General features: G+C 43.1%; 15 protein-coding genes. 14 read left to right on the plus strand and 1 reads right to left on the minus strand.

Features of this window, described 5'->3' with window-relative positions:
- The first annotated feature begins 155 nt into the window (after positions 1-155).
- Positions 156-1439, plus strand: coding sequence for a histidine--tRNA ligase (gene hisS / locus ODU34_RS07125; protein ID WP_015646395.1), 1284 nt, complete (start codon positions 156-158; stop codon positions 1437-1439).
- A gap of 81 nt (positions 1440-1520) precedes the next feature.
- Here the strand turns inward: hisS and adhP are convergent, their stop codons facing one another.
- Positions 1521-2546: an alcohol dehydrogenase AdhP gene (gene adhP, locus ODU34_RS07130; protein WP_015646396.1), complete on the minus strand. Its 1026-nt coding sequence runs from the start codon at positions 2544-2546 to the stop codon at positions 1521-1523.
- Between the two features lie 452 nt (positions 2547-2998).
- Between adhP and adhE the strand changes: the two genes are divergently transcribed.
- From adhE to ODU34_RS07195, 13 genes are all read left to right on the plus strand, one after another.
- Positions 2999-5650, plus strand: coding sequence for a bifunctional acetaldehyde-CoA/alcohol dehydrogenase (gene adhE / locus ODU34_RS07135; RefSeq protein ID WP_015646397.1), 2652 nt, complete (start codon positions 2999-3001; stop codon positions 5648-5650).
- Between the two features lie 502 nt (positions 5651-6152).
- Positions 6153-7709: a type I restriction-modification system subunit M gene (locus ODU34_RS07140; RefSeq protein WP_105178871.1), complete on the plus strand. Its 1557-nt coding sequence runs from the start codon at positions 6153-6155 to the stop codon at positions 7707-7709.
- Positions 7699-8712 (plus strand): virulence RhuM family protein, encoded by a 1014-nt coding sequence (locus ODU34_RS07145; protein WP_029752361.1) that lies wholly within the window; start codon positions 7699-7701, stop codon positions 8710-8712. Before ODU34_RS07140 ends, ODU34_RS07145 begins: the two co-directional genes overlap by 11 nt.
- Positions 8709-10505: a restriction endonuclease subunit S gene (locus ODU34_RS07150; RefSeq protein WP_398582921.1), complete on the plus strand. Its 1797-nt coding sequence runs from the start codon at positions 8709-8711 to the stop codon at positions 10503-10505. The genes ODU34_RS07145 and ODU34_RS07150 overlap by 4 nt, the downstream gene beginning before the upstream one ends.
- 14 nt (positions 10506-10519) lie before the next feature.
- Positions 10520-11623 carry an AAA family ATPase gene (locus ODU34_RS07155; protein ID WP_029752364.1) on the plus strand — a complete coding sequence of 368 codons (1104 nt, stop codon included), beginning with the start codon at positions 10520-10522 and terminating at the stop codon, positions 11621-11623.
- Positions 11624-11625: 2 nt separating this feature from the next.
- Complete coding sequence (locus tag ODU34_RS07160; RefSeq protein ID WP_029752365.1) at positions 11626-14724, plus strand: type I restriction endonuclease subunit R; 3099 nt, start codon at positions 11626-11628, stop codon at positions 14722-14724.
- Positions 14725-14821: 97 nt separating this feature from the next.
- Positions 14822-16306 (plus strand): threonine synthase, encoded by a 1485-nt coding sequence (thrC, locus tag ODU34_RS07165; protein ID WP_105178852.1) that lies wholly within the window; start codon positions 14822-14824, stop codon positions 16304-16306.
- A gap of 126 nt (positions 16307-16432) precedes the next feature.
- Entirely contained in the window at positions 16433-18193 is a 1761-nt protein-coding gene (locus tag ODU34_RS07170) for an ABC transporter ATP-binding protein/permease (RefSeq protein ID WP_105178853.1), read from the plus strand.
- Positions 18186-19847: an ABC transporter ATP-binding protein gene (locus ODU34_RS07175; RefSeq protein WP_105178854.1), complete on the plus strand. Its 1662-nt coding sequence runs from the start codon at positions 18186-18188 to the stop codon at positions 19845-19847. Before ODU34_RS07170 ends, ODU34_RS07175 begins: the two co-directional genes overlap by 8 nt.
- A complete protein-coding gene (locus ODU34_RS07180; RefSeq protein ID WP_136647113.1) occupies positions 19848-20441 on the plus strand; it encodes an MptD family putative ECF transporter S component in 594 nt (197 codons plus the stop codon). It begins immediately after the preceding gene.
- Positions 20438-21097, plus strand: coding sequence for an energy-coupling factor transporter transmembrane component T (locus ODU34_RS07185; protein WP_105178856.1), 660 nt, complete (start codon positions 20438-20440; stop codon positions 21095-21097). The genes ODU34_RS07180 and ODU34_RS07185 overlap by 4 nt, the downstream gene beginning before the upstream one ends.
- Positions 21061-22488 (plus strand): ABC transporter ATP-binding protein, encoded by a 1428-nt coding sequence (locus ODU34_RS07190; RefSeq protein ID WP_105178857.1) that lies wholly within the window; start codon positions 21061-21063, stop codon positions 22486-22488. The genes ODU34_RS07185 and ODU34_RS07190 overlap by 37 nt, the downstream gene beginning before the upstream one ends.
- A gap of 5 nt (positions 22489-22493) precedes the next feature.
- On the plus strand, positions 22494-23771 hold the full coding sequence (locus ODU34_RS07195; protein ID WP_105178858.1) for an MATE family efflux transporter: 1278 nt from the start codon (positions 22494-22496) through the stop codon (positions 23769-23771).
- The last annotated feature ends 360 nt before the right edge of the window (positions 23772-24131 follow it).

The raw sequence follows: 24131 nt of genomic DNA on the forward strand, positions 1-24131 counted from the left end.
AGATTTTTTTCACTTTTTTGGAAAATAGCAGAGCATTTATGGTAAAATAAGGAGGATTGCAAGGCTCGACTGGTAGAGTTTGAGCCCTTATGACTTAATTTGGAAAGGAAGAAGCACAACTTCGAGCGATATAAGTTGGCTCTATACACTTTATTATGAAATTACAAAAACCAAAGGGAACACAGGATTTACTACCGCAGGATTCTGCCAAATGGCAGTATGTGGAAAACTTTACCCGCAGCATTTTCAAGCAGTACAATTACGCTGAGATTCGCACACCAATCTTCGAGCATTATGAGGTGATCAGCCGTTCGGTTGGCGATACGACAGACATTGTGACCAAGGAGATGTACGATTTCTATGACAAGGGAGAGCGTCATATCACCCTCCGTCCAGAAGGGACGGCACCGGTTGTTCGTTCTTATGTAGAAAACAAGCTCTTTGCTCCAGAAGTGCAAAAGCCAGCTAAGTTCTATTACATGGGTCCAATGTTCCGCTATGAGCGTCCGCAGGCAGGTCGTCTCCGTCAGTTCCACCAGATTGGTGTGGAGTGCTTTGGTTCCAATAACCCAGCGACAGACGTAGAAACCATTGCTATGGCCTATCACTTCTTTGAAGAGTTGGGAATCAAGGACATCCGCCTCCACCTCAACAGTCTGGGCAATCCAGAGAGCCGTGCCGCTTATCGCCAGGCCTTGATTGACTATCTGACGCCGCTCAAGGACCAGCTTTCCAAGGATAGCCAGCGCCGTCTAGAAGAAAATCCTTTGCGTGTGTTGGATTCCAAGGAAAAAGAAGACAAGGTCGCAGTGGAAAATGCACCGTCCATCTTGGACTATCTAGATGAAGAAAGTACTGCTCACTTCGAGGCAGTCAAGTCCATGCTGGACAGCTTAGGTATCACTTATGTGATCGACACCAACATGGTGCGTGGTTTGGACTACTATAACCATACTATTTTCGAGTTTATGACCGAGGTAGGTGGCAACGACCTGACCATCTGTGCCGGCGGTCGTTATGATGGTTTGGTGTCCTATTTCGGTGGACCAGAAACACCAGCCTTCGGCTTTGGTATGGGGATTGAACGCCTCATCCTCGTCCTTGAAAAGCAAGGCATTGAACTTCCTCTCGACACCCAGTTAGATGTATACATCGCTGTTTTAGGTCAGGAGGCCAATGGCGGAGCGCTTGAGTTGGTTCAAGCCATCCGCAAGCAAGGGTTCCGTGCAGAGCGAGATTACCTTGACCGCAAGCTCAAGGCCCAATTTAAGTCAGCAGATGTCTTTGGAGCCAAGGCCATCATTACCCTAGGTGGTAGTGAAATCGAATCTGGACAGGTTGTGGTAAAAAATAACCAAACTCGCAGCCAAGTTGAAACAAGTCTGGAAGCACTCAAAACAGATTTTGCAAGTATTTTAGAAGAATTAGAGAAGCAGTAGTCTAGGCTGCTGCTTTTTTATTTTAGAAAGCAAAAAAAGAAGCGATTGGATAATCACTTCTTGAAAATAGTGGAGAATGAATTAGTGCGAGTGGCAGAAGTCTAAGACCATCCGACCTTGGATAGTGCCAGCAACCATTTCATTGAAGACTGCTTCGGCATCTTCGACAGGACGTTTTTGAACGACTGGAACAACTAGTCCCATAGCACCGAAGTGGAAGGCCTCTTCTAAATCTTTACGAGTACCAACTAGTGAGCCGACTACCTTGATACCGTCTAGTACAGTCTTCACGATACTGAGGTCCATGTATTCAGATGGAAGTCCTACAGCTACTACATATCCACCAGCACGAACACTGTCAATAGCTTGGTTGAAGGCTACTTTGGAAACAGCTGTTACAACAGTAGAGTGTACACCGCCACCAGTAATTTCTTTAATATATCCAGGAACATCTTCTACTTCAAGTCCGTTGATCGTCACATCTGCACCAACTTCTTTGGCGAGTTCCAATTTATCATTATTGATGTCTACGGCGATAACATGAGCGTTGAAGACTTTTTTAGCGTATTGTACAGCAAGGTTTCCGAGTCCACCAGCACCATAGATAGCAATCCATTGACCTGGTTCCAAGTGAGCTTCTTTAATCGCTTTGTAGCAAGTAACGCCAGCACAAGTGATCGAACTTGCTTGAGCTGGATCAAGACCTTCTGGAACTTTTACTGCATAGTCTGCTGTTACAATACATTGCTCAGCCATACCACCGTCAACAGAGTAGCCGGCATTTTTTACGGTACGGCAGAGAGTTTCGCGACCGGTTGTACAATATTCACACATGCCACAGCCTTGGAAGAACCAAGCAACGCTGACACGGTCACCAACTTTTAGACTGGTAACACCAGGTGCGATTTCCGTAACAATACCGATTCCTTCGTGACCAAGCACGCGACCAGGAACCTTACCAAAATCACCATTGGCAACGTGGAGGTCAGTGTGACAAACACCACAGTACTCAATTTGGACCAAAGCCTCACCAGCTTCGAGTGGACGAAGTTCCTTATCGACAACGACAACACCAGTAGATTCTGGATTTACAACGACTGCTTTCATAAGCAGACCTCCTGTTTTAATATTTTATGTACATTTTTGGATGTGTTAATATAGTTGTTTTATATTGTTAAGAATATCACAATGTAGACAAAAATGCAAGAGTAGAAAAGAAGGGACAAATGAATGTAAAATTGAAAATTATCACGTAATTACTACAATATTTTCAAAAAAATCTATTTACTTGGAAGCGTTTTCTTGGTAAACTAGTATCGTAAATGTTAGAGAAAGAATAAATGATAAAGATTTGTCTTACTTTATGTATTTTTTGACCAAACAAAGCAGAAACGAATCTGAATATTTTCTGAAAACAAGAAAAAGTAAGCGTTTTCTATAACAAAACAGAAAAAATGTGAAAAAATTAACAATTTCTCTTTACAAATAAAATAAAAAATAGTAGAATAACATTGTGAAAAAGTTAACAAATAGTTAGCGAGTATATTTGGAGGAACACAATGGCTGATAAAAAAGTAGTATCACCAGAAGAAAAGTTGGTAGAAGCGCGCAAGCACGTCGATGAGCTTGTTCAAAAAGGTTTGGTTGCTCTTGATGAGTTCCGTAAACTTGGTCAAGAAGAAGTAGACTATATTGTAGCGAAAGCTTCGGTTGCAGCCCTTGATAAACACGGTGAATTGGCAATGCACGCCTTTGAAGAAACCAAGCGTGGTGTATTCGAAGACAAGGCTACTAAGAACTTGTTTGCCTGTGAGCACGTTGTCAATAACATGCGCCACACGAAAACTGTTGGTGTTATCGAAGAAGATGAAGTGACAGGTTTGACTTTGATTGCTGAGCCGGTCGGTGTTGTTTGTGGTATCACACCAACAACAAACCCAACTTCTACAGCAATCTTTAAATCATTGATTGCCTTGAAGACACGTAATCCAATTGTCTTTGCCTTCCACCCATCTGCACAAGAATCTTCTGCTCATGCAGCTCGTGTTGTCTATGAAGCAGCTGTGGCAGCTGGTGCCCCTGAAAACTGTATCCAGTGGGTAACAAAACCATCTATGGAAGCAACGTCTGAGTTGATGAAACATGATGGTATTGCAACAATCCTTGCAACTGGTGGTAACGCAATGGTGCGTGCAGCTTACTCTTGTGGTAAACCTGCCCTTGGTGTAGGTGCTGGTAACGTTCCAGCCTATGTTGAAAAATCAGCAAACATCCGTCAGGCAGCACATGACATCGTTATGTCTAAGTCATTTGACAACGGTATGGTCTGTGCGTCAGAACAAGCAGTTATCATTGATAAAGAAGTTTATGATGAGTTTGTAGCAGAATTCAAATCTTACAAAACTTACTTCGTTAATAAGAAAGAAAAAGCTCTTCTGGAAGAATACTGCTTCGGTGTGAAAGCTAACAGCAAAAACTGTGCGGAAGGCAAATTGAATGCGGACATCGTTGGTCGCCCAGCTGCATGGATTGCTGAGCAGGCTGGCTTCTCAGTACCAGAAGGTACAAACATCTTGGCAGCTGAGGTTGCTGAAATCGGTGAAAAAGAGCCATTGACTCGTGAGAAATTGTCACCTGTTATTGCCGTCTTGAAAGTTGACGGTCGTGCAGAAGGTCTTGAAGCAGCTCGCCAAATGGTTGAATTCCACGGTCTCGGTCACTCTGCAGCTATTCATACGGAAGACGCAGAATTGGCGAAAGAGTTTGGTACAATCGTACGTGCTATCCGTGTTATTTGGAACTCTCCATCTACTTTCGGTGGTATCGGTGATGTTTACAACGCATTCTTGCCATCATTGACACTTGGTTGTGGTTCTTACGGACGCAACTCAATCAGTGATAACGTAAGTGCTATGAACTTGCTCAACATCAAGAAAGTAGGAAGACGTAGAAATAATATGCAATGGTTTAAAGTTCCTTCTAAAACATACTTCGAACGTGATTCTATCCAATATCTCCAAAAATGTCGTGACGTTGAACGTGTCATGATCGTTACAGACCGTGCTATGGTAGAACTTGGATTCCTAGATCGTATCATCGAACAATTGGACCTTCGTCGTAATAAAGTTGTTTACCAAATCTTCTCAGACGTTGAGCCAGATCCAGACATCACAACAGTTTATAAAGGTACAGAATTGATGCGTACCTTCAAACCAGATACAATCATCGCACTCGGTGGTGGTTCACCAATGGATGCTGCCAAAGTTATGTGGCTCTTCTACGAACAACCAACAGTTGATTTCCATGACCTAGTTCAAAAATTCATGGATATCCGTAAACGTGCCTTCAAGTTCCCAGAACTTGGTAAGAAATCTAAGTTTATCGCGATTCCAACTACATCAGGTACAGGTTCAGAAGTAACACCGTTTGCCGTAATCTCTGATAAAGCAAACAACCGTAAATACCCAATCGCTGACTACTCATTGACACCAACTGTGGCAATCGTTGACCCAGCACTCGTATTGACAGTACCTGCACACGTTACAGCAGATACTGGTATGGACGTATTGACTCACGCTACAGAAGCATACGTTTCAACAGTAGCAAACGACTTTACAGATGGTTTAGCACTTCAAGCTATCAAACTAGTATTTGAAAACCTTGAAAGCTCAGTGAAGAATGCTGACTTTGTATCACGTGAGAAAATGCACAACGCATCAACTATGGCAGGTATGGCCTTCGCCAACGCATTCCTAGGTATTTCTCACTCAATGGCTCATAAGATTGGTGGACGTTTCCATACTGTTCACGGTCGTACAAACGCTATCTTGCTTCCATACGTTATCCGCTACAACGGTACTCGTCCAGCTAAGACAGCTACATGGCCTAAGTACAACTACTATAAAGCAGATGAAAAATACCAAGACATCGCTCGTCTTCTAGGCTTGCCATGTTCAACACCAGAAGAAGCTGTTGCTGCATACGCACAAGCAGTTTACGACCTCGGTGAACGCATCGGTATCCAAATGAACTTGAAAGCACAAGGTATCGACGAGAAAGAACTCAAAGAACACTCTCGCGAATTGGCTCTTCTTGCTTACGAAGATCAATGTACACCAGCTAACCCACGTCTAGCAATGGTTGACCACATGCAAGAAATCATCGAAGACGCCTACTACGGTTACAAAGAACGTCCAGGTCGTTTGAAATAATCCTATTCCGTTGTCTTTCGTCGTTAGATTTCCTTGGTGAACTTCAGTTCTACCTTCGTCAATCTGCCTAGAAAGACTTAGGACTAGAATTATTTCGGTCGTTCGCCTTGTCTCGTTTAGAAAATCATCCCTTGGTGATTTAGCTTCGCCTTCGCCACCTAGACTCTCTTAGGAAAAACTGATTTCAAAATGAACATGCAAGTGTTTGTTAACAAATCATTTCTTAATAATTATTGTATAAACAATTGGACTAGCCTCCAAAACTTTCTCAACACCAGCTTACGTGAGTAGGTTGGTGTTTTTGTGCATGAATAAGTTGATTAATAAATGTTGATAAGGTAAAGGTCATTGCGAAATCTGACTTTACTAGTCTATATTGGTAATTTATGCGTTTGAAGTTGTGTTGTATGTTGGGGGAGAAAATATCCATAGGGACAGGGTTCTCTGGCAATTGAAAAAATGGTATACTAATACTAGTTTTTAGTAAATTGAGGTAATGATGATGTCAGAGCAAGCACAAAGACAGGAACTTCACCGGAAAATATGGGCGATTGCAGATAAGGTACGAGGAGCAGTAGATGGTTGGGATTTCAAACAGTACGTCTTGGGAATTCTGTTCTACCGTTTTATCAGTGAGAATTTTAAAAATTACATCGAGGGTGGAGATCCAGATGTAGATTATGCTAATTTTCCAGAGGGGCAGATTACAGATGTCATCAAGGATGATGCAGTCAAAACCAAGGGGTATTTTATCTATCCGTCGCAGCTGTTTTCAAATGTGGTGAAGCAGGCCAGAGGAAATGATAATCTCAATACGGAGTTGAGGGATATTTTTGATGCCATCGAGGCTAGTGCGATTGGCTATGACAGTGAGCATGATATCAAGGGTCTCTTTGATGATGTTGATACGCGGAGTAACCGTCTGGGCAATTCCGTTGCGGAAAGAAATCAGCGTTTGGTGGATATTTTAGAAGAGATTGCCAATCTTGATTTTGGGGATTTCGAGGACAACAAAATCGACCTATTTGGTGATGCTTATGAGTTCTTGATTTCAAACTATGCCTCGAATGCTGGTAAGTCAGGCGGGGAATTTTTCACCCCTCAAAGCGTGTCCAAGTTGCTGGCTAAGATTGTCATGCTGGGGAAAGATGAGAAGAATAAGATTAACAAAATCTACGACCCTGCGTGTGGTTCAGGCTCTCTCTTGCTTCAGGCCAAGAAGCAGTTTACCGAGCACATTATTGAAGATGGGTTTTATGGGCAGGAAATCAATATGACCACCTATAACCTGGCTCGGATGAATATGTTTCTTCACAACATTAACTATGATAAATTTAGCATTGAGCGTGGCAATACCCTGCTGGACCCCAAACATGGCAACGACAAGCCTTTTGATGCCATCGTGTCCAACCCACCGTATTCTATCAAGTGGATTGGCAGCGATGATCCAACCTTAATCAATGATGATCGCTTTGCACCAGCTGGGATTTTGGCTCCAAAGTCCAAGGCTGACTTTGCCTTCATCATGCACAGTCTTTCCTATCTTTCGTCAAAAGGCAGAGCAGCCATCGTGACCTTCCCTGGTATTTTTTATCGCGGAGGTGCGGAGCAAAAAATCCGGAAGTATTTGGTAGACGGAAACTTTGTGGAGGCTGTTATTCAGCTACCAGACAATCTCTTTTTTGGAACCTCTATTGCCACCTGTATTCTTGTTTTGGCTAAAAATAAGAATACGACAGATACACTCTTTATCGATGCCAGTCGGGAATTTAAAAAAGAAACCAATAATAACATCTTAACCGAAGACAATATCCAGAATATTTTAGATGGATTTGACAAGGGAGAAGATAAGGAATACTTTGTTTCAGTTGCATCACATGAGAAGATTGTCGAAAATGATTACAACCTGTCTGTTTCGACCTATGTAGAAAAGGAAGATACGCGAGAGAAGATTGACATCGTTCAGTTGAACAAAGATATCGCTGAAACTGTGAAAAATATTGACCGTCTGCGTGCTGAGATTGACAAGATTGTGGAGGAGTTGAGTCATGACCAATGATATCATCATCTACACAACAGATGACGGCAATGCATCAATCGAACTTCATCTGGACAATGGAACAGTCTGGCTGACCCAGTTGGAGTTAGCGGAACTTTTTCAGACTTCCAAGCAGAATATCAGCAAACATATTAAGGCTATTTTTGAGGACGGAGAACTTGATGAAAAAGTGGTTGTCAACTACCAGTTGACAACCACTCAACACGGGGCAATGGCAGGCAAAACCCAGAGCCGAAAAACTGCTTACTACAATCTGGATATGATACTGGCTATCGGCTACCGGGTACGGTCACCTCGTGGGGTACAATTTCGGAACTACGCTTCAACGGTTTTAAAAGAGTACTTGATCAAAGGCTTTGCTATGGACGACGACCGTTTGAAAAATTTGGGTGGGGGAGCTTATTTCAAGGAACTTCTTGACCGTATTCGAGATATTCGTTCAAGCGAAAAAGTGTTTTATCGTCAGATTTTAGACTTGTTTGCGACCTCAAGTGACTATAATGCAAGAAGCAGTGAAGCCCAGCAATTTTTTGCAACGGTGCAGAATAAGTTGCATTACGCCATTCATCACCATACCGCTAGTGAGCTGATTTACACTAGAGTAGATAGTGAGAAGGAATTTATGGGCTTGACGACCTTCAAGGGTGAATTGCCAACCTTGTCAGAGGCTACGGTTGCCAAAAATTATCTGACCGAGCAAGAGTTGCAAGGTCTCAATCAGTTGGTATCGGGGTATTTGGATTTTGCTGAGAGGCAGGCCCAACGTCAGATTGTCATGACCATGGCAGACTGGATTCAGCACGTGGATCGGATTTTACTGGCAACGGGTGAGGACCTCCTGACCCATGCTGGGACTATATCCCGCGAGCAGATGACGGGAAAAGTCAGTCAAGAGTACCGAAAATATAAATCCAAGACCCTCAGTCAAGTTGAAAAAGACTACCTAGCCCACATCAAACACCTAGAAAAAACAGCTCAAGATCAAGAGGGAGAGAAAAAATGACCAAAATAGAAGAAATGATAGCTGAACTCTGCCCTAATGGTGTAGAGTGGAAAGAGTTGGGGGAAGTAGCAGAAATTGGTACAGGAAAAAATAATACAAACGAGCAGGTAGAGAATGGAAAGTACCCATTTTATGTTCGTTCTAAGGATATCAAGAGTATTAATAACTATTTGTTCGATGAAGAAGCTATTATTATTCCAGGGGAAGGAGGTATAGGGGAAATATTTCATTATGTCAATGGAAAATATGGTTTACATCAACGGGCATATCGAATACATATAGTTGATGACAAAGTTGATACGCGATTTATTTATTACTACCTTCAAGTTGCTTTTAAAAAATTTATATTAAAAAAGGCCGTTTCAGCGACAGTTAGTTCAATAAGAAAACCCATGATTGAAAGATTTCCCATTCCCATCCCACCCCTAGAAATTCAAGAAGAAATCGTGAAAATACTTGACAAATTCACGGAATATGTTATGGAATATGTTACAGAATTGACCGCAGAATTGACCAACCGCCAAAAGCAATACTCTTTTTATCGTGATAAACTCCTCTCTTTTGAAGATGAGGTTTATCAGGTTGAGTGGAAGACATTGGGGGAAGTTGCTAGTTTTAGGAGGGGGTCATTTCCTCAACCGTATGGGGAGAAAGAATGGTATGGTGGAGAGCACTCTCAGCCCTTTGTTCAAGTGGCAGATATCTCAGAGAATGGCTATTGTCTAAACGCTAGTACTCAGAAACGTATTTCTCAAAAAGCAATTCCAAAGAGTGTTTTTGTTCCTAAAGGGACGGTTTTAGTCACTCTTCAAGGGACGATAGGGAGAGTGGCTATTACTCAATATGATGCTTATGTTGACCGCACTATTGCCATTTTTGATGATTATAAGTGTGATATAGATATTAAATATTTTGCTTATCAATTAAAAAGAAAGTTTGATATTGAAAAAGAGTTTGCAAGAGGTAGTACTCTGAAGACGATAACCAAGCAAGAGTTTTCACAATTTCAGATTCCAATCCCACCTCTCCCTATCCAACAACGCATCGTTCAGGTTCTTGATAACTTTGATGCGGTTTGTAACGACCTTAATATCGGGCTGCCCAAGGAGATTGAGCTACGCCAAAAACAGTATGAATATTTTAGAGAAAAACTCTTGACATTCACCGCCGAAGGCGTGTATCCTGGACAGTGGACAGTGGACAGTGGACAGTGGACAGTGGACAGTGAGCGGGGAGCGTCCGACCTAATTCGCCTCTTGCAGTGGGTCTTTGGAACCATACGGGTAGAGTTGGGGGCAGTAGCATCTGTTGTACGTGGCAAGCGATTGGTACGTAAAGAGTTATCACAGAGTGAGGGGTATCCAGTATATCAAAATAGTTTGAATGCACTTGGTTATTATAAAGATTGGAACACAGAGGCTAATACCGCGTTTATTATTAGTGCTGGAGCAGCAGGAGAAGTTGGTTATAGTAATCAAAACTTTTGGAAAGCAGATGATGTCTGGACGATTGAAACAGCAGTCATTAGTCAAAGATTTATTTTTCATGTCTTGTCGCAAAAGAAAGATTTGTTGAAAAGCCAGGTACGAAAAGCTAGTGTTCCTAGACTATCGAAAACTAGTATTGAAAATCTATCATTCATCTTACCTTCACTTGAGGATCAATCTCGCATCGTTGCCATTCTTGACAAGTTCGATGAGTTGACGACCTCAATTTCTCACGGTTTGCCAAAGGAAATTGAACTGCGTCAGAAGCAGTATGAGTATTTTAGAGATAAATTATTGACATTTTAAATTAGGGAAATAGTATGGGAAAAAGACTAGAAGAAATTGCAGAGGAATTGAGACAATCTCCTAAAACAGTCCAGTTGATATATGCTTTTAATGGGACTGGAAAAACTCGGTTATCAAAAGCATTTAAAAATATAGTTCAAGGTGATGATAGTCCTACAAGAGATAAAATTATTTATTATAGTGCTTTTACCGAAGACTTATTTTACTGGGACAATGATTTAGAAAATAACAAAGATTATAAATTAAAGGTACAACCGAACTCATTCTTGACTTGGATTATAGAAGAGCAAGGCCAGGATCAAAATATTATTAAAAATTTTCAGCATCACACAGATGATAAATTAAACCCTAGTTTTGATTTGGTGAATAATCAAGTTATTTTTATATTTCAAAGGGGAAATGAAGAGATACGTGAGCAAGTCAAACTTTCTAAAGGTGAGGAAAGCAACTTTATTTGGTCTATCTTTTACACATTACTAGAGTTGGTTATTAGTGAGAGAAAAATTGCTGAAGCGGAAGAGCGAAGCACTAGAGATTTTGATAATCTTGAATACATTTTTATAGACGACCCAGTCTCCTCGTTAGATGAAAATCATTTAATAGAAGTAGCATCGAATCTTGCAGGATTAATAAAAGAGAGCAATGATGAAAGGTTAGGTCTGAAATTTATTATTACAACTCATAATCCGCTGTTTTATAATGTCCTACATAATGAATTTGGAAATGCGGGTAAGTACAGATTGGAAAAGCTGGAAGATGGTACATATCAACTGCACACTCAGCGTAAGGACTCTCCTTTTGCCTACCATTTATTTCTTTGTGAACAAATTTCTAAAGCGATTGCTGAGGATAGTATTCAAAAATTTCATTTCAATTTTCTTCGCAACTTATATGAAAAAACTTCAACATTTCTGGGATATAAAGACTGGAAGGAATTATTTCCAGAAGAAGCTACTGATGATGTGCGACAAGCCTATAAGAAGCGTATTTTAGACTTTTCTAGTCACTCTAAGCACTCAGCGGAAGAAACGACAGAATTAAATTCTACCCACAAGCAAATGTTGGTATACTTATTTCATGATTTTATTGACCGATATCATTTCTATAAAGAGGAGTAACTATGTCCGAATTCATTCAAACAGACCCAATTATCGAATCCAACAATTTCATCGTTTTGGACAAGTATGTGAAGTCAGTACAGCCAGGTCATTATCAGACAGAAGCTGATTTGGAGAAGGAGCTGATTGCGGATTTGCAGCAGCAAGGTTATGAGTATCTGAACTACCTGACCACTCCTGAAGCATTGCTAGGGAATCTTCGGACGCAGATGGAAATGCTCAATCGTGTCAGTTTTACGGATGCGGAGTGGCAACGGTTTTTGGATGAGTATTTGAATAAACCAAGCGAGAGCTTGATTGATCGGACGCGTAAGCTTCATGATGATCACGTCTATGACTTTATTTTTGATGACGGGCATATTCAAAATATTTACCTGTGGGATAAGAAAAACATCAGTCGAAACAAATTGCAGATCATTAACCAGATGAAGCAGACCGGTACGAGTGCCAATCGGTACGATGTGACCCTCTTGGTCAATGGTTTGCCCTTGGTTCAGATTGAGTTGAAAAAACGCGGAGTTGCCATTCGGGAGGCTTTTAACCAGGTCCATCGCTACAGCAAGGAAAGTTTTAACGAAGAAAATTCCCTCTTCAAGTACCTGCAACTCTTTATTATTTCAAATGGGACAGATACCCGCTACTTTGCCAATACGACCAAGCGGAATAAGAATTCCTTTGATTTCACTATGAATTGGGCCTTGAAGAATAATAATCCGATCAAGGATTTGAAGGACTTCACAGCAACTTTCTTAAGCAAGCAGACCTTGTTAAATGTCTTGATCAATTATTCCGTTTTTGATACCAGTGATACCTTGTTAATCATGCGTCCTTATCAGATTGCGGCGACTGAGAGGATTATCTGGAAAATTCGCTCTGCTATTGCTTCAAAAATCAAGAGTGGACCGGAAACAGGTGGCTATATCTGGCATACGACTGGATCTGGAAAGACCTTGACTAGTTTTAAAGCGGCACGCTTGGCGACGGAGATGGCCGAAGTGGACAAGGTCTTTTTCGTGGTAGACCGCAAGGACTTGGATTATCAGACCATGAAGGAGTACCAGCGGTTCTCTCCAGATTCGGTCAATGGCTCCAACAGTACTGCAGGGCTCAAGCGAAACATTGAAAAAGATGACAATAAAATTGTGGTGACCACCATTCAAAAGCTCAATCATTTCATGACAAGTGAGCAGGAGCACGAAATCTATGACAAGCAAGTGGTTTTCATTTTTGATGAGTGTCACCGCTCGCAGTTTGGGGAGGCCCAAAAACGCCTGAAGCAAAAATTCAAGAAATATTGTCAATTTGGCTTTACAGGGACACCGATTAAGGTGGAGAATGCTTTAGGTGCAGAAACCACTCAATCTGTCTTTGGAAAAGAACTCCATTCTTACGTTATTACTGATGCCATACGGGATCAGAAGGTCTTGAAATTCATGGTGGATTACAATGATGTCCGCCCACAATTCAAGGCCTATGAAACAGAGCAGGATTTGGAAAAGTTGAGTGCTGCTGAGCCCAAGAAAGCTCTTTTACACCCAACTCGCATCTCAGAAATTTCCAGCTATATCTTGGAGCATTTCAATCAAAAAACACATCGCCAGTCAGGAAAAGGCTTTAATGCTATGTTTGCCGTTTCGAGTGTTGAAGCTGCCAAAGCCTATTACCAGGAATTGCAGGAGCAGCAAGCAGGGCGAGAAAAGCCACTAAAAATTGCGACGATTTTCTCTTTTGCGGCTAACGAGGCCCAGGCTGCGATTGGGGAAATTGATGATGAGAATTTTACTCCGAATGACTTACCAGACCTCAGCAGTAAGGAATTTTTAAGTCGTTGCGTGCATGATTACAATCAGCTGTTTCAAACCAATTACACAATCAACGGCAATGATTTCCAGAATTATTACCGTGACTTAGCCAAGCGAGTGAAGACGGGTGAGGTCGATTTATTGATTGTAGTGGGAATGTTCTTGACAGGTTTTGATGCCCCTACTTTGAATACCTTATTTGTAGATAAAAATCTCCGCTATCATGGTCTTATCCAAGCTTTTTCACGAACCAATCGGATTTATGATGCGACCAAGTCTTTTGGCAATATCGTAACATTTCGAGATTTGGAGAAGGCGACGACAGATGCTATCAAGCTCTTTGGAAAAACGGAAACAGCAGAGGTCTTGTTGGAACGCTCCTATAAAGATTACTTGGAGGGTTATGTCGATGCTGGTGAACAAGAAGCAGGCTATTTGGCTGTTGCTCAGGAGCTCCTGGAGCGTTTTCCAGATCCAAGAGAGATTCTCAAAGAAAGTGATAAGAAAGCCTTTGTAGATTTGTTTGGGAAGTTTTTGAAGTTGGATAATATTCTCCAAAACTACGATGACTTTGTGCGATTGCAGGCTGTTCAGATGGTTGATTTTGAAAATCCTGAGGAAGTAGCTGCTTTTCAAGCTAAATACCAGATGGAGATTGAAACGATGGAAGAGCTGGCTCAGCTTCCTATACCGACAGTTCGGGAAATTCAGGACTATCGTTCCGTCTACAATGACATCAGAGATTGGTATACACGGGAACGCCAGAATCAGCAAGACAGCAAATCAACAGTAGACTGGGATTCGGTGGTTTTTGAGATTGAGTTGTTGAAATCACAAGAGATCAATCTGGATTATATCTTGGAATTGATTTTTGAAACCAATAAAACAGTATCGGACAAGGATACTTTGGTAGAAGAAATCACACGGACAATTCGTGCCAGTCTTGGTAATCGAGCCAAGGAAGCTTTGATTGTAAAGTTTATTCGTCGAAGTGATTTGGATAGTTTTGTGGATAAGACGGACATTATCGAAAAATTCTTCCTCTTTGCTCGGGAGGAACAGAAAAAAGAAGTTGCCGAGCTTATTCAACAAGAAGGCTTGAATGAAGAGAGTGCCAAGCGGTATATTCAACTTTCTTTGAGGAGGGAATATGCCAGTGAAAATGGGAATGCTCTCAACGAAACCTTGCCAAAGATGAGCCCCCTCAATCCTCAGTATCATACGAAGAAGCAGACTGTTTTCCAAAAAATCAGTGCCTTGGTTGAAAAATTTAAGGGGATTGGTGGAAGTATCGACTAAGAAAACCGGACATCTGTTCGGTTTTTTGGCTTATCTTTCACAATTTTCTGTCAATTTATGGTAGAATAGAAAAAATAGATTTTTTATGAGGGATACCATGACATTAGTATATCAATCAACACGTGATGCACAAAATACTGTATCGGCTAGTCAAGCGATTTTACAGGGCTTGGCGACCGACGGTGGTTTGTTTACACCGATTTCTATTCCAACAGTTGACTTGGATTTTTCTGTTCTTAAAGACGCTTCTTATCAAGAAGTTGCCAAGTTGATTTTATCGGCTTTCTTGGACGATTTCACGGCAGACGAGCTGGACTACTGTATCAACAATGCCTACGACAGCAAGTTTGACACGCCAGCTATTGCTCCAGTTGTCAAGCTCAACGGTCAGTACAACTTGGAGCTCTTCCGAGGTTCAACCATTGCCTTCAAGGATATGGCTCTGTCCATCCTCCCTTACTTGATGACGACGGTGGCTAAAAAGCACGGTTTGGAAAATGAGATTGTCATCTTGACCGCGACGTCAGGCGATACAGGCAAGGCAGCCATGGCTAGTTTTGCAGACGTTCCTGGCACGCAAATTATCGTTTTCTACCCACGCGACGGGGTGTCTAAGGTCCAAGAATTGCAGATGACCACGCAGACAGGGGCTAACACCCATGTGGTAGCCATTGACGGAAACTTTGACGATGCCCAAACCAACGTCAAGCACATGTTCAACGATGAGGCTCTTCGTGCCAAGTTGGCGGCTAAGAAACTCCAATTTTCATCAGCTAACTCCATGAACATCGGCCGCTTGGTGCCACAGATTGTTTACTATGTCTATGCCTACACTCAGCTGGTTAAGACTGGTGAGATTGCGGCGGGAGACAAGGTCAACTTCACCGTTCCGACAGGCAACTTCGGCAACATCTTGGCGGCTTACTACGCTAAGCAGATCGGTCTGCCAATTGGCAAGCTCATCTGTGCGTCCAACGACAACAATGTCCTAACCGACTTCTTCTCGACGGGCGTTTACGACAAGAACCGTACCTTCCGCGTGACCACCAGTCCGTCCATGGACATCTTGGTGTCTTCTAACTTGGAGCGCTTGATTTTCCACCTCTTTGGTAATGATGCTGTCAAAACAGCTGAGCTCATGGAAGCTTTGAACACAGCTGGTCAGTATGACATTCAAGGAGCTGACGCGGATATCCTCTCTCTCTTTGCTGCCGCCTTTGCGACAGAAGAAGAAACTGCTGCGGAAATCAAGCGTGTCTATGAGGAGTCAGACTACATTGAAGATCCACACACGGCTGTTGCCTCAGCTGTCTATAAACAGTATGTGGAGCAAACAGGTGACCAAACTCCGACAGTGATTGCTTCTACAGCAAGTCCTTACAAGTTCCCAGTGGTTGCGGTTGAAGCTGTGACAGGTCAGTCAGGTTTGTCTGACTTCGAAGCCCTTGCCAAATTGCATGAGATTTCAGGTGTAGCCCTGCCACCAGCTGTGGACGGTTTGGAAACAGCACCTGTCCGCCACAATACCGTCGTTGCAGCTGCAGATATGCAGGCTGAGGTAGAGCGCTATCTGGGTGTTTAATAAAAAATGAATTATGACAAACTGCTTATTTTGAGCAGTTTGTTTTTTATTATCATTAAAATTAAAATTTACAGACAATTCAAAGAATGATATACTATATGGGAATATGTTTGAGTGAGGTGAACTATGGCACAAGAGCAGGAGAAAATCTCCAGAGAAAAGAAAAAAGCCCTCTTGAAGCGGCTCAAAGAACGTATCAATCCTAAGATGAAGCTGGTCTATTTGGCAGCCTTTCTATCCTGGGTACAATTTTTGATGCGGATTATTTCCTTCTATCTGATTGCTAAGAGCTTTGTGACCTACTATGAGGGTGGTCGGGTTGATTTAGTAGAGTTTGTCCTTATCTTGCTGGGGCTCAATGCTTTTGGATATGGTGTGGCCTTGATCGCCAAGCGTTTGCAGGGCTTGGGCTCCCAGTTTGCTCGGGATTCGCTCAAGCAGTCCTTCTTTGAGGCCCTCTTGGCCAAGGACGGTCAGTTTGCATCAAAAGCGACAGCGGCAGATCTCTTTAACATCGCTTCGCAAGGGATTGACAGTCTGGATACCTACTATTCCTACTACATGGCTTCTTCCTTGCGGACCCAGTTCAACTGTGCGACTGTTCTCTTGCTGGTCTTTCTGATTTTCCCGCTGGGTGCAGTCATTTTCATCCTGGCCCTGCCTCTGATTCCCATTTCCATTATCGCTATGCAGAAGCAGTCCAAGCGGATCATGAATCGCTACTGGGGCTCCTACATGGATGTGGGCAATCTTTTCCTGGACGACCTCAAGGGGCTCAATACCCTTTATTCCTATCAGGCAGACGCAGGTTATGAAAAGACCTTCAATGAGCAGGCCGAGGACTTCCGCGATGCGACCATGGAGTTGCTCAGCTTCCAGCTGCAAGCGGTGGGCTACATGGATGCGGTCATGTATCTGGGGATTGGTCTGTCTGGTTTTGTGGCGGTCAATAGCCTAGCGGCAGGCAATCTCTCCCTCTTTAGTATGCTTTTCTTTGTCCTCATTGCGACGGAGTTTTTTGCACCCATACGGGAGCAGGGCTACGGTATGCACTTGGTCATGATGAATACCAAGATGGCGGATCGCATTTTTGGTTTCTTGGACAGCATGACAGCGGAGCAGGAAATCGATGCTGCCCATGTACCTGTTTTTGACAGTCTGAAACTGGAAAATCTGGCCTTTGCCTACGGAGAAAAGCCAGCCCTAGAAGATATTTCCATGACCATGACGTCTGGCAAGGTCTATGCCTTAGCCGGTGAGTCAGGTCAGGGGAAAACGACCTTGGCCCAGTTGCTCTTGCGACGTTTGCGGGCGGATAAGGGAGCGATTTACTTGGGTGAGCAGGAGATTTCAGGTGTCAGCCAGTTGTCGCTGAATGAACAAGTCCTCTATGTGTCGGGCCAGTCAGCCTTGCTCAACCAGTCAATCTATGAGAATTTACGCATGGCTGGTGATTGGACCAAGGAGGACATCTTGGCTTGGGCAGATCAGCATGGGGTCTTGCAGTTTGTCAAGCATCTGCCAGACGGTTTGGACACGATTGTGGGCGATGACGGTGCTTTCTTGTCACCTGGTCAACGCCAGCAGGTCCTCTGTGCCCGTGCGGTCTTGGCCAAACGCTCACTCTATATCTTTGACGAGGTGACTTCTAGCGTCGATCAGGACAATGAAAGTTTGATTTACGATTTGATTAACTTGGTGGCTAAGGATGCCATTGTCATTATTATTACCCATAAGATGAAGCAGGTGGAGCAGGCAGATGATATTCTCTTCTTGTCTGCGGAGGGGGCTGTGACAGGCAACCATGCCACGCTTTATCAGACTAGCTCGCCCTATCGTCAGCAGGTCGATCAACAAAGAGAATTGGAGGAAGCCGTTTATGGATAAGAGAGAAATGCCGACACGGGTGCTGATTCCGAGACTCTTGGGCTCGATGAAACACCTCTTGCCACGGATTGCGGTGGCGGTTTGCTTTGCGGTCTTGGGACAGGTGGTGACCATTGCGATTCCAGTAACCCTGGTCTACCTGGCTTTTGATGCCCTTGCTGGTAATCCTGCTCCGCTATGGACCTTGGGAGCTCTAGTCACTCTAGCTCTTCTACGTGGTTCCTTTCGCTATGGTGAGCACTACTTTGGTCACTATGTGGCCTTTTATACCTTGGCTGCCTACCGCCGTTTGATTTTTGCAAAATTGCGGGCCTTGGCTCCTGGGAAATTGGACCGACAGGACAGTGGTAGCCTGCTCAAGATGATTGGGGAGGACATCGAGGCCTTGGAGGTTTTCTTTGCCCATACCATTGCTCCGATTTGTACAGGGATTTTAGTGGCTCTTGGCTTGACAGTCTATTTTGGTCTATCCAGCTGGGGCTTGTCTCTTTTGGCTCTGGTGACCTACGCCCTTTTAGCGATTGCGATTCCAAATCGGTTTGCCCAGCAGCTACAACCCTTGCTCAAGGAGCAAAATGCCAGTCGTAAGGGCTATGTTTCCTACTTTATTGAAAGTCTTAAAAGCATGAAGGATCTGATGCAGTTCCAGCAGACAGATGCTCGTTTTGCTACTCTGACGAACAAAAGTCAAGAGGTCAATGGGCAGGAGCGAAAGGTTGCCCAGACCAACTTTATGCAATATGCTGTGTCATTCTTAGTGGTAGGTCTGTCTATCATGGGCTTTACCTGGCTGACCTTCGACTTGGTTGGCAGTCAGAGCTTGGACCTGGCGACTGGAGTAGCCCTCCTGGTTTCCTTTACTAGTTCCTTTGCTCCCTTCTTGGAACTCAGCCGTCTGCCTCTTGGTTTCAAGCGGGCTATGAATGCTGGTCGGAACATCTATGCTCTTTTGGATGAAAAAGAAGCAGAGCGAACAGGTGACTTGGTTGAGGTCAGCGTGACGGACATTGCTATTGAGCAAGTGGACTTCGACTACGATGACCGAGAAACAGGGCTCTATCGCAATCTGTCTGTCCAGTTTGAACAGGGGGGCATCATTGGTCTGGTCGGTGAGTCCGGTGCAGGAAAATCCACCTTGATGAAACTAATCATGCGGTGGTATGACTGGCAGCAAGGTCAAATCAACCTGTCTGGCTTGGATAGTCGGAAGGTGGACAAGGCTCATTTGCAAGGCTCCTTTGCCTATGTGCCTCAGGTACCGCAAATCTTCCGCCAGACCATTCGAGAAAATCTTGTCTTGGGGCGGACAGATGTGTCAGACGAAACCATCATGGATTTGGCAGAAAAATGCCACATGAAAGAACGGATTTTGGCAGCACCGCAGGGCTTGGATACGATAGTGGAAGCCAGTGACTTTTCAGCAGGAGAAGGACAACGCCTGGAACTCATGCGGGCCCTGCTCAAAAACGCAGATTGCTATATCTTTGATGAGCCGACCAGTAACTTGGATTCGCTCAATGAAGCTCGCTTTATCCAGCTGGTCAAGGCACACTGTCAGGGTATGGTCTTCTTGATTTCCCATAGAAGCTCTACCATGGCTTGTGTAGATACCATTTTCCGCTTGGAAGACGGACAATTAGTAAAGGAAAAATAAATGAAGAAATTACAAGTAAAAGATCTGATGGTAACAGGGGCTTTTGCTGCCCTCTACTTTGTTTGTGTTGGTCTAGGAACCTTGTTGAGCTTGGTTTTTGATCGTTCGGGTAATATGATGTATGCACCTGCTGGAGCAGCCCTTTTGGCAGGACCTGTTTATATGTTATTGGTAGCCAAGGTTGGTAAATTTGGTTCAATTAGTCTGGTTGGAGTGGTAATGGCCTGTTTCTTTTTCCTATCAGGCTATATGACAGCGGCCTTTCTCCCAAGCTTGACCTTTGGTTTTTTGGCAGAAATGGTAGCGAAGTCAGGTCACTATAAACAAAAATGGACCAATCTTCTTAGCTATATCATTTTCTCTTTTGGAAACCTGGGACCGATTATTCTTATGTGGTTCATGCGTGATGCCTATGAGGCCAATCTTTTGGCACGTGGAAAATCAGCAGAATACATCGCTCGTGTCATGCTTGATTTCACTCCAGAGAATGTGCTATGGTTGTCAACGACCATTATCTTAACAGCTCTTATCAGTGGTCTGTTTGGTCAATATATGCTTCAGCGCTATTTTAAACAATCAGGTTATCTTTCATGAAATTAGATGCACGCAGTAAAATTCTTTTGGTCGTGTTCACCAGTTTGACCTACGGAATGCGGCTGAGCGGACTGGAAAATGCAGTCTTGGTCTGTGGACTGAGCCTGCTTTTCTGGTTTTCTGGCAAGCCTAAAATGGCCTTGGTCGGCCTGCTGGGCTATGGTCTTTTCCTCGGACTTTCTTATTGGACAGTTCTACCTGGTCTCTTGCTCCACTCGTTGGTTCTTATGACCTACATCTGGCCTCCGCTTTTGGCAGGACATCTATTGCTGATGACGACAAGTGGTTACGAACTCATTCATGGCTTACGGAAATGGCGCTTACCAGAGGTATTTCTTTTGACGTTGGGAGTAATGTTTCGTTTCCTGCCTGCCATTAAACAGGATGCTCGTACGATTTGTGCCTCTTTGAAGGTTAGAGGAATTTTTTTACGGAAGAGAGATGTGGTTTGTAAGCCACTCCAGTACATGGAGTTTTTCTTGGTTCCCTTGATGATGTCTCTCTTGCGAACAGCTCAGGAATTGACAGTAGCCAGTCTGACAAAAGGTTTGGCTGTATCTACAAAATCACCTGCATATATTCGGTCGTCTTGGACCGTGCTAGATTGGAGTCTTTGCTTATGTTGTCTCGTTTTTCTGATTCTCGTCCGGCTGTGACGGTAAAAAATGTAGCATTAACTTATTCAGGGGCAGATAAACCAGCCTTGCAGATAGAGAATCTGACCATTCCAGAAGGCCAGTGTGTTGTTTTATGTGGGCAGAGTGGCTCTGGGAAGTCTAGTTTTCTCAAGGTACTGAATGGTTTGACGCCAGAATATTATCCTGCTCAGCTTTCGGGACAAATTTTCTTAGGGGACTTGGATTTACAAAAATCTAGTCTGGAAGAAACATCTCGGTACATTGCTTCAGTCTTTCAGCATCCGTCTACTCAATTTTTTCATAGTCAGGTCTTGCAGGAATTGGTTTTCCCTTGTGAAAATCAGGGTTTGTCAAGAGAAGAAATTGAGCATCGCCTGGCTTGGGTTATGGAATTATTTGATTTGGCTTCTCTTAGCCAGCGAACGATTTCCAGTCTATCAGGTGGTCAGCAACAACGTCTAGCTTTGGCTGTTGCAGCCATGCAAGGGACAGATGTCTTGGTTTTAGATGAGCCGACTGCCAACCTAGATCAGGAAGGGATTGCGATTGTACAGGACATCTTGAAAACTTTAAAAAGCCAAGGCAAGACAATTATTATTGCCGAGCATAGACTGTCTTATCTTAGTCAGTTGGCAGATCGCTATTTATATTTTCAAGATGGGCAAGTGGTGACGGATTATCTAGCAGATGAGTTTTTAAGTCGGACAGAAGAATGCCGTCAGGATATGGGACTGCGTTGTTATGACTCGGAGCCTTATGGGCGGGCAATAGCGGAGCTGGCGGACCAGTTTGTTAATGATAAAGAGGGTTTACTTGTTGAAAATTTATCGGTAAGTCAGAAAGAGAATACTCTCTACGAGATTGAAAAACTTTGCTTGGCACCAGGACAGGTAGTGGGTCTGGTTGGATCGAATGGTTCTGGAAAAACAAGCCTTGCTCGTTATCTGGCCGGTTTAGCGGAAGATAAGAAGAGTAGGATTTCTTGGCAAGGTCAAACCTTGTCTGGTCGCCAGAGATTGGAAAAAACAGCCTTTGTTATGCAGGATGTTCGACTCCAACTATTTGCGGAAAGTGTTAGGCGAGAACTTACTCTTGGAAGGAAAAATAGAGCTGTCGATGAATATTTGGTAGCTCGTTTTGGTCTATCGGATTTGTTGGAGAGACATCCGGTCAGTTTATCGGGTGGTGAACAACAGCGTGTGATGATAGTGGCCAGCTTACTGGCAGATAAGGAAATTTTCATTTTTGATGAACCGACGAGCGGCTTGGATTTGAGACGAATGCAACAAGTTGCTTCTGCTTTAGTAGACTTAAAAATGAAGAATAAGTTGGTTTTGTTAATTTCTCACGATGAAGAGCTATTGAATCTTGTTTGTGATAAAATAGTAGATATTAAACAGTTGAAATAGAGATTATGAACAAACAAACCTATAAAGAAATTTTAACCATTGCCTTTCCAGCCATGGGGGAAAACCTTCTCCAGATGTTAATGGGAGTAGTAGACTCTTATCTAGTAGCCAGTATTGGCATCGTAGCTTTGTCTGGAGTTTCCCTTGCTAATAATATTTTAGCCGTCTATCAGGCGGTTTTTATTGCCCTAGCAGCAGCGGTGTCTTCTCGTTTGGCTCAGACTTTGGGTGAAGAGGACTCAGAAGGCATTGGAGGAACTGCTAGTGAAAGTGTCAAGTTTACAGTTTTTATCGGTCTTCTTTTAGGGATTTTTTCAGTTCTGGCAGGTCCAATAGTACTTACTAGCTTGGGAGCAGAGTCAGAAGTGGTACGGGCTGGAGGTCTTTATTTGATATTGGTTGGTGGGGGAGCGCTTTTTTTGGGACTTATGACAAGTTTGAGTGCAATCTTACGAACCTTGGGGGAACCACGTTTTCCTATGTATATCAGCCTGTTTTCTAACATTTTAAATGCACTATTTTCAGCATTTGCAGTCTTTGTGCTTCATGCAGGTGTAGCTGGGGTTGCGATTGGAACGGTATTATCGCGATTGATTGGTTGTAGTCTGCTTTGGTCTCGCTTACCGATTTCTTTAAAACCATGGACCTGGTCCTTTGATAAAGAACTGCTTAGACTTGCCCTGCCAGCAACTGGTGAACGGTTGATGATGCGGGTGGGAGATGTGGTAGTCGTAGCTTTGATTACCAGCTTAGGAACAGCGACGGTAGCTGGAAATGCGATTGGAGAAACCCTGACGCAGTTTAATTATATGCCGGCTTTAGGGATTGCTACCGCGACAATCATCCTTACAGCGAAACACAGACAGGATAAGGCTATGGTTCGACATGTTTTTCGAACAAGCTTTGGCCTTTCTTTGCTGTTTATGTTTTTGGTGGCTGGTGTGACTTATTTTGCGGGGCCTTTCCTAATCGGCCTTTATACTAAGGATATTCAAGCAGCACAAGCTAGTCAAACAGTATTATTTTATGCCATGTTGGGAGTTCCCTTTACAGCTGGCACTCTTATTTTGACAGCTCTTTGGCAAGGTTTAGGAAATGCTAGATTACCCTTTTATGCCACAACTATCGGTATGTGGCTAGTGCGAATTGGCATAGCTTGTTTACTTGTAACATTTTTTAAAATCGGTTTGTCAGCCATTTGGATTGCAACGATTTTAGATAATGCCTTCCGAGCAGGGGTGCTATTTTTTCAGTATAGGTATTCAAAACAAGAATCAATTTAAGATAAGGCTAAGAAAACTTTCAGTTTCTTTTAAGTTAGTAGCTATATACTATATTCAAGCTAGAAATAGCGAACAACTTTACTGAATTTCATTCAGTATCGTCATCCGTAAGAGCTAAAGCTCAAACGGCTGGCTTATCTTTTTCATATAATCTCCTAGAAAACAGTCGACTGCGGTCGGCTGTTTTCGTGCTTCGGCGCATTTTGGAAGTTTGTTTAGTTTATATTCGTCCATCTTTTCACCTAAAGGTGGTTAACAGACTTTTCGAACTAAAATCTTCTTCAGGTTTTTATATCTAGTTAAATCTGTAAAGTGAATTTTTCTCTTTAGATAGATTTTTAGTAAAATAATACACTGAAC

Origin of the sequence: Streptococcus sp. 2018WUSS126 (assembly GCF_044427425.1) — a bacterium.
In the GTDB taxonomy this organism is placed as follows: domain Bacteria; phylum Bacillota; class Bacilli; order Lactobacillales; family Streptococcaceae; genus Streptococcus; species Streptococcus hashimotonensis.

What these genes read in the sequence shown, in the direction of transcription:
- hisS (WP_015646395.1), top strand. Translation starts at nt 156, where the DNA reads ATGAAATTACAAAAACCAAAGGGAACACAGGATTTACTACCGCAGGAT.
- adhP (WP_015646396.1), bottom strand. Translation starts at nt 2,546, where the DNA reads ATGAAAGCAGTCGTTGTAAATCCAGAATCTACTGGTGTTGTCGTTGTC.
- adhE (WP_015646397.1), top strand. Translation starts at nt 2,999, where the DNA reads ATGGCTGATAAAAAAGTAGTATCACCAGAAGAAAAGTTGGTAGAAGCG.
- ODU34_RS07140 (WP_105178871.1), top strand. Translation starts at nt 6,153, where the DNA reads ATGTCAGAGCAAGCACAAAGACAGGAACTTCACCGGAAAATATGGGCG.
- ODU34_RS07145 (WP_029752361.1), top strand. Translation starts at nt 7,699, where the DNA reads ATGACCAATGATATCATCATCTACACAACAGATGACGGCAATGCATCA.
- ODU34_RS07150 (WP_398582921.1), top strand. Translation starts at nt 8,709, where the DNA reads ATGACCAAAATAGAAGAAATGATAGCTGAACTCTGCCCTAATGGTGTA.
- ODU34_RS07155 (WP_029752364.1), top strand. Translation starts at nt 10,520, where the DNA reads ATGGGAAAAAGACTAGAAGAAATTGCAGAGGAATTGAGACAATCTCCT.
- ODU34_RS07160 (WP_029752365.1), top strand. Translation starts at nt 11,626, where the DNA reads ATGTCCGAATTCATTCAAACAGACCCAATTATCGAATCCAACAATTTC.
- thrC (WP_105178852.1), top strand. Translation starts at nt 14,822, where the DNA reads ATGACATTAGTATATCAATCAACACGTGATGCACAAAATACTGTATCG.
- ODU34_RS07170 (WP_105178853.1), top strand. Translation starts at nt 16,433, where the DNA reads ATGGCACAAGAGCAGGAGAAAATCTCCAGAGAAAAGAAAAAAGCCCTC.
- ODU34_RS07175 (WP_105178854.1), top strand. Translation starts at nt 18,186, where the DNA reads ATGGATAAGAGAGAAATGCCGACACGGGTGCTGATTCCGAGACTCTTG.
- ODU34_RS07180 (WP_136647113.1), top strand. Translation starts at nt 19,848, where the DNA reads ATGAAGAAATTACAAGTAAAAGATCTGATGGTAACAGGGGCTTTTGCT.
- ODU34_RS07185 (WP_105178856.1), top strand. Translation starts at nt 20,438, where the DNA reads ATGAAATTAGATGCACGCAGTAAAATTCTTTTGGTCGTGTTCACCAGT.
- ODU34_RS07190 (WP_105178857.1), top strand. Translation starts at nt 21,061, where the DNA reads ATGTTGTCTCGTTTTTCTGATTCTCGTCCGGCTGTGACGGTAAAAAAT.
- ODU34_RS07195 (WP_105178858.1), top strand. Translation starts at nt 22,494, where the DNA reads ATGAACAAACAAACCTATAAAGAAATTTTAACCATTGCCTTTCCAGCC.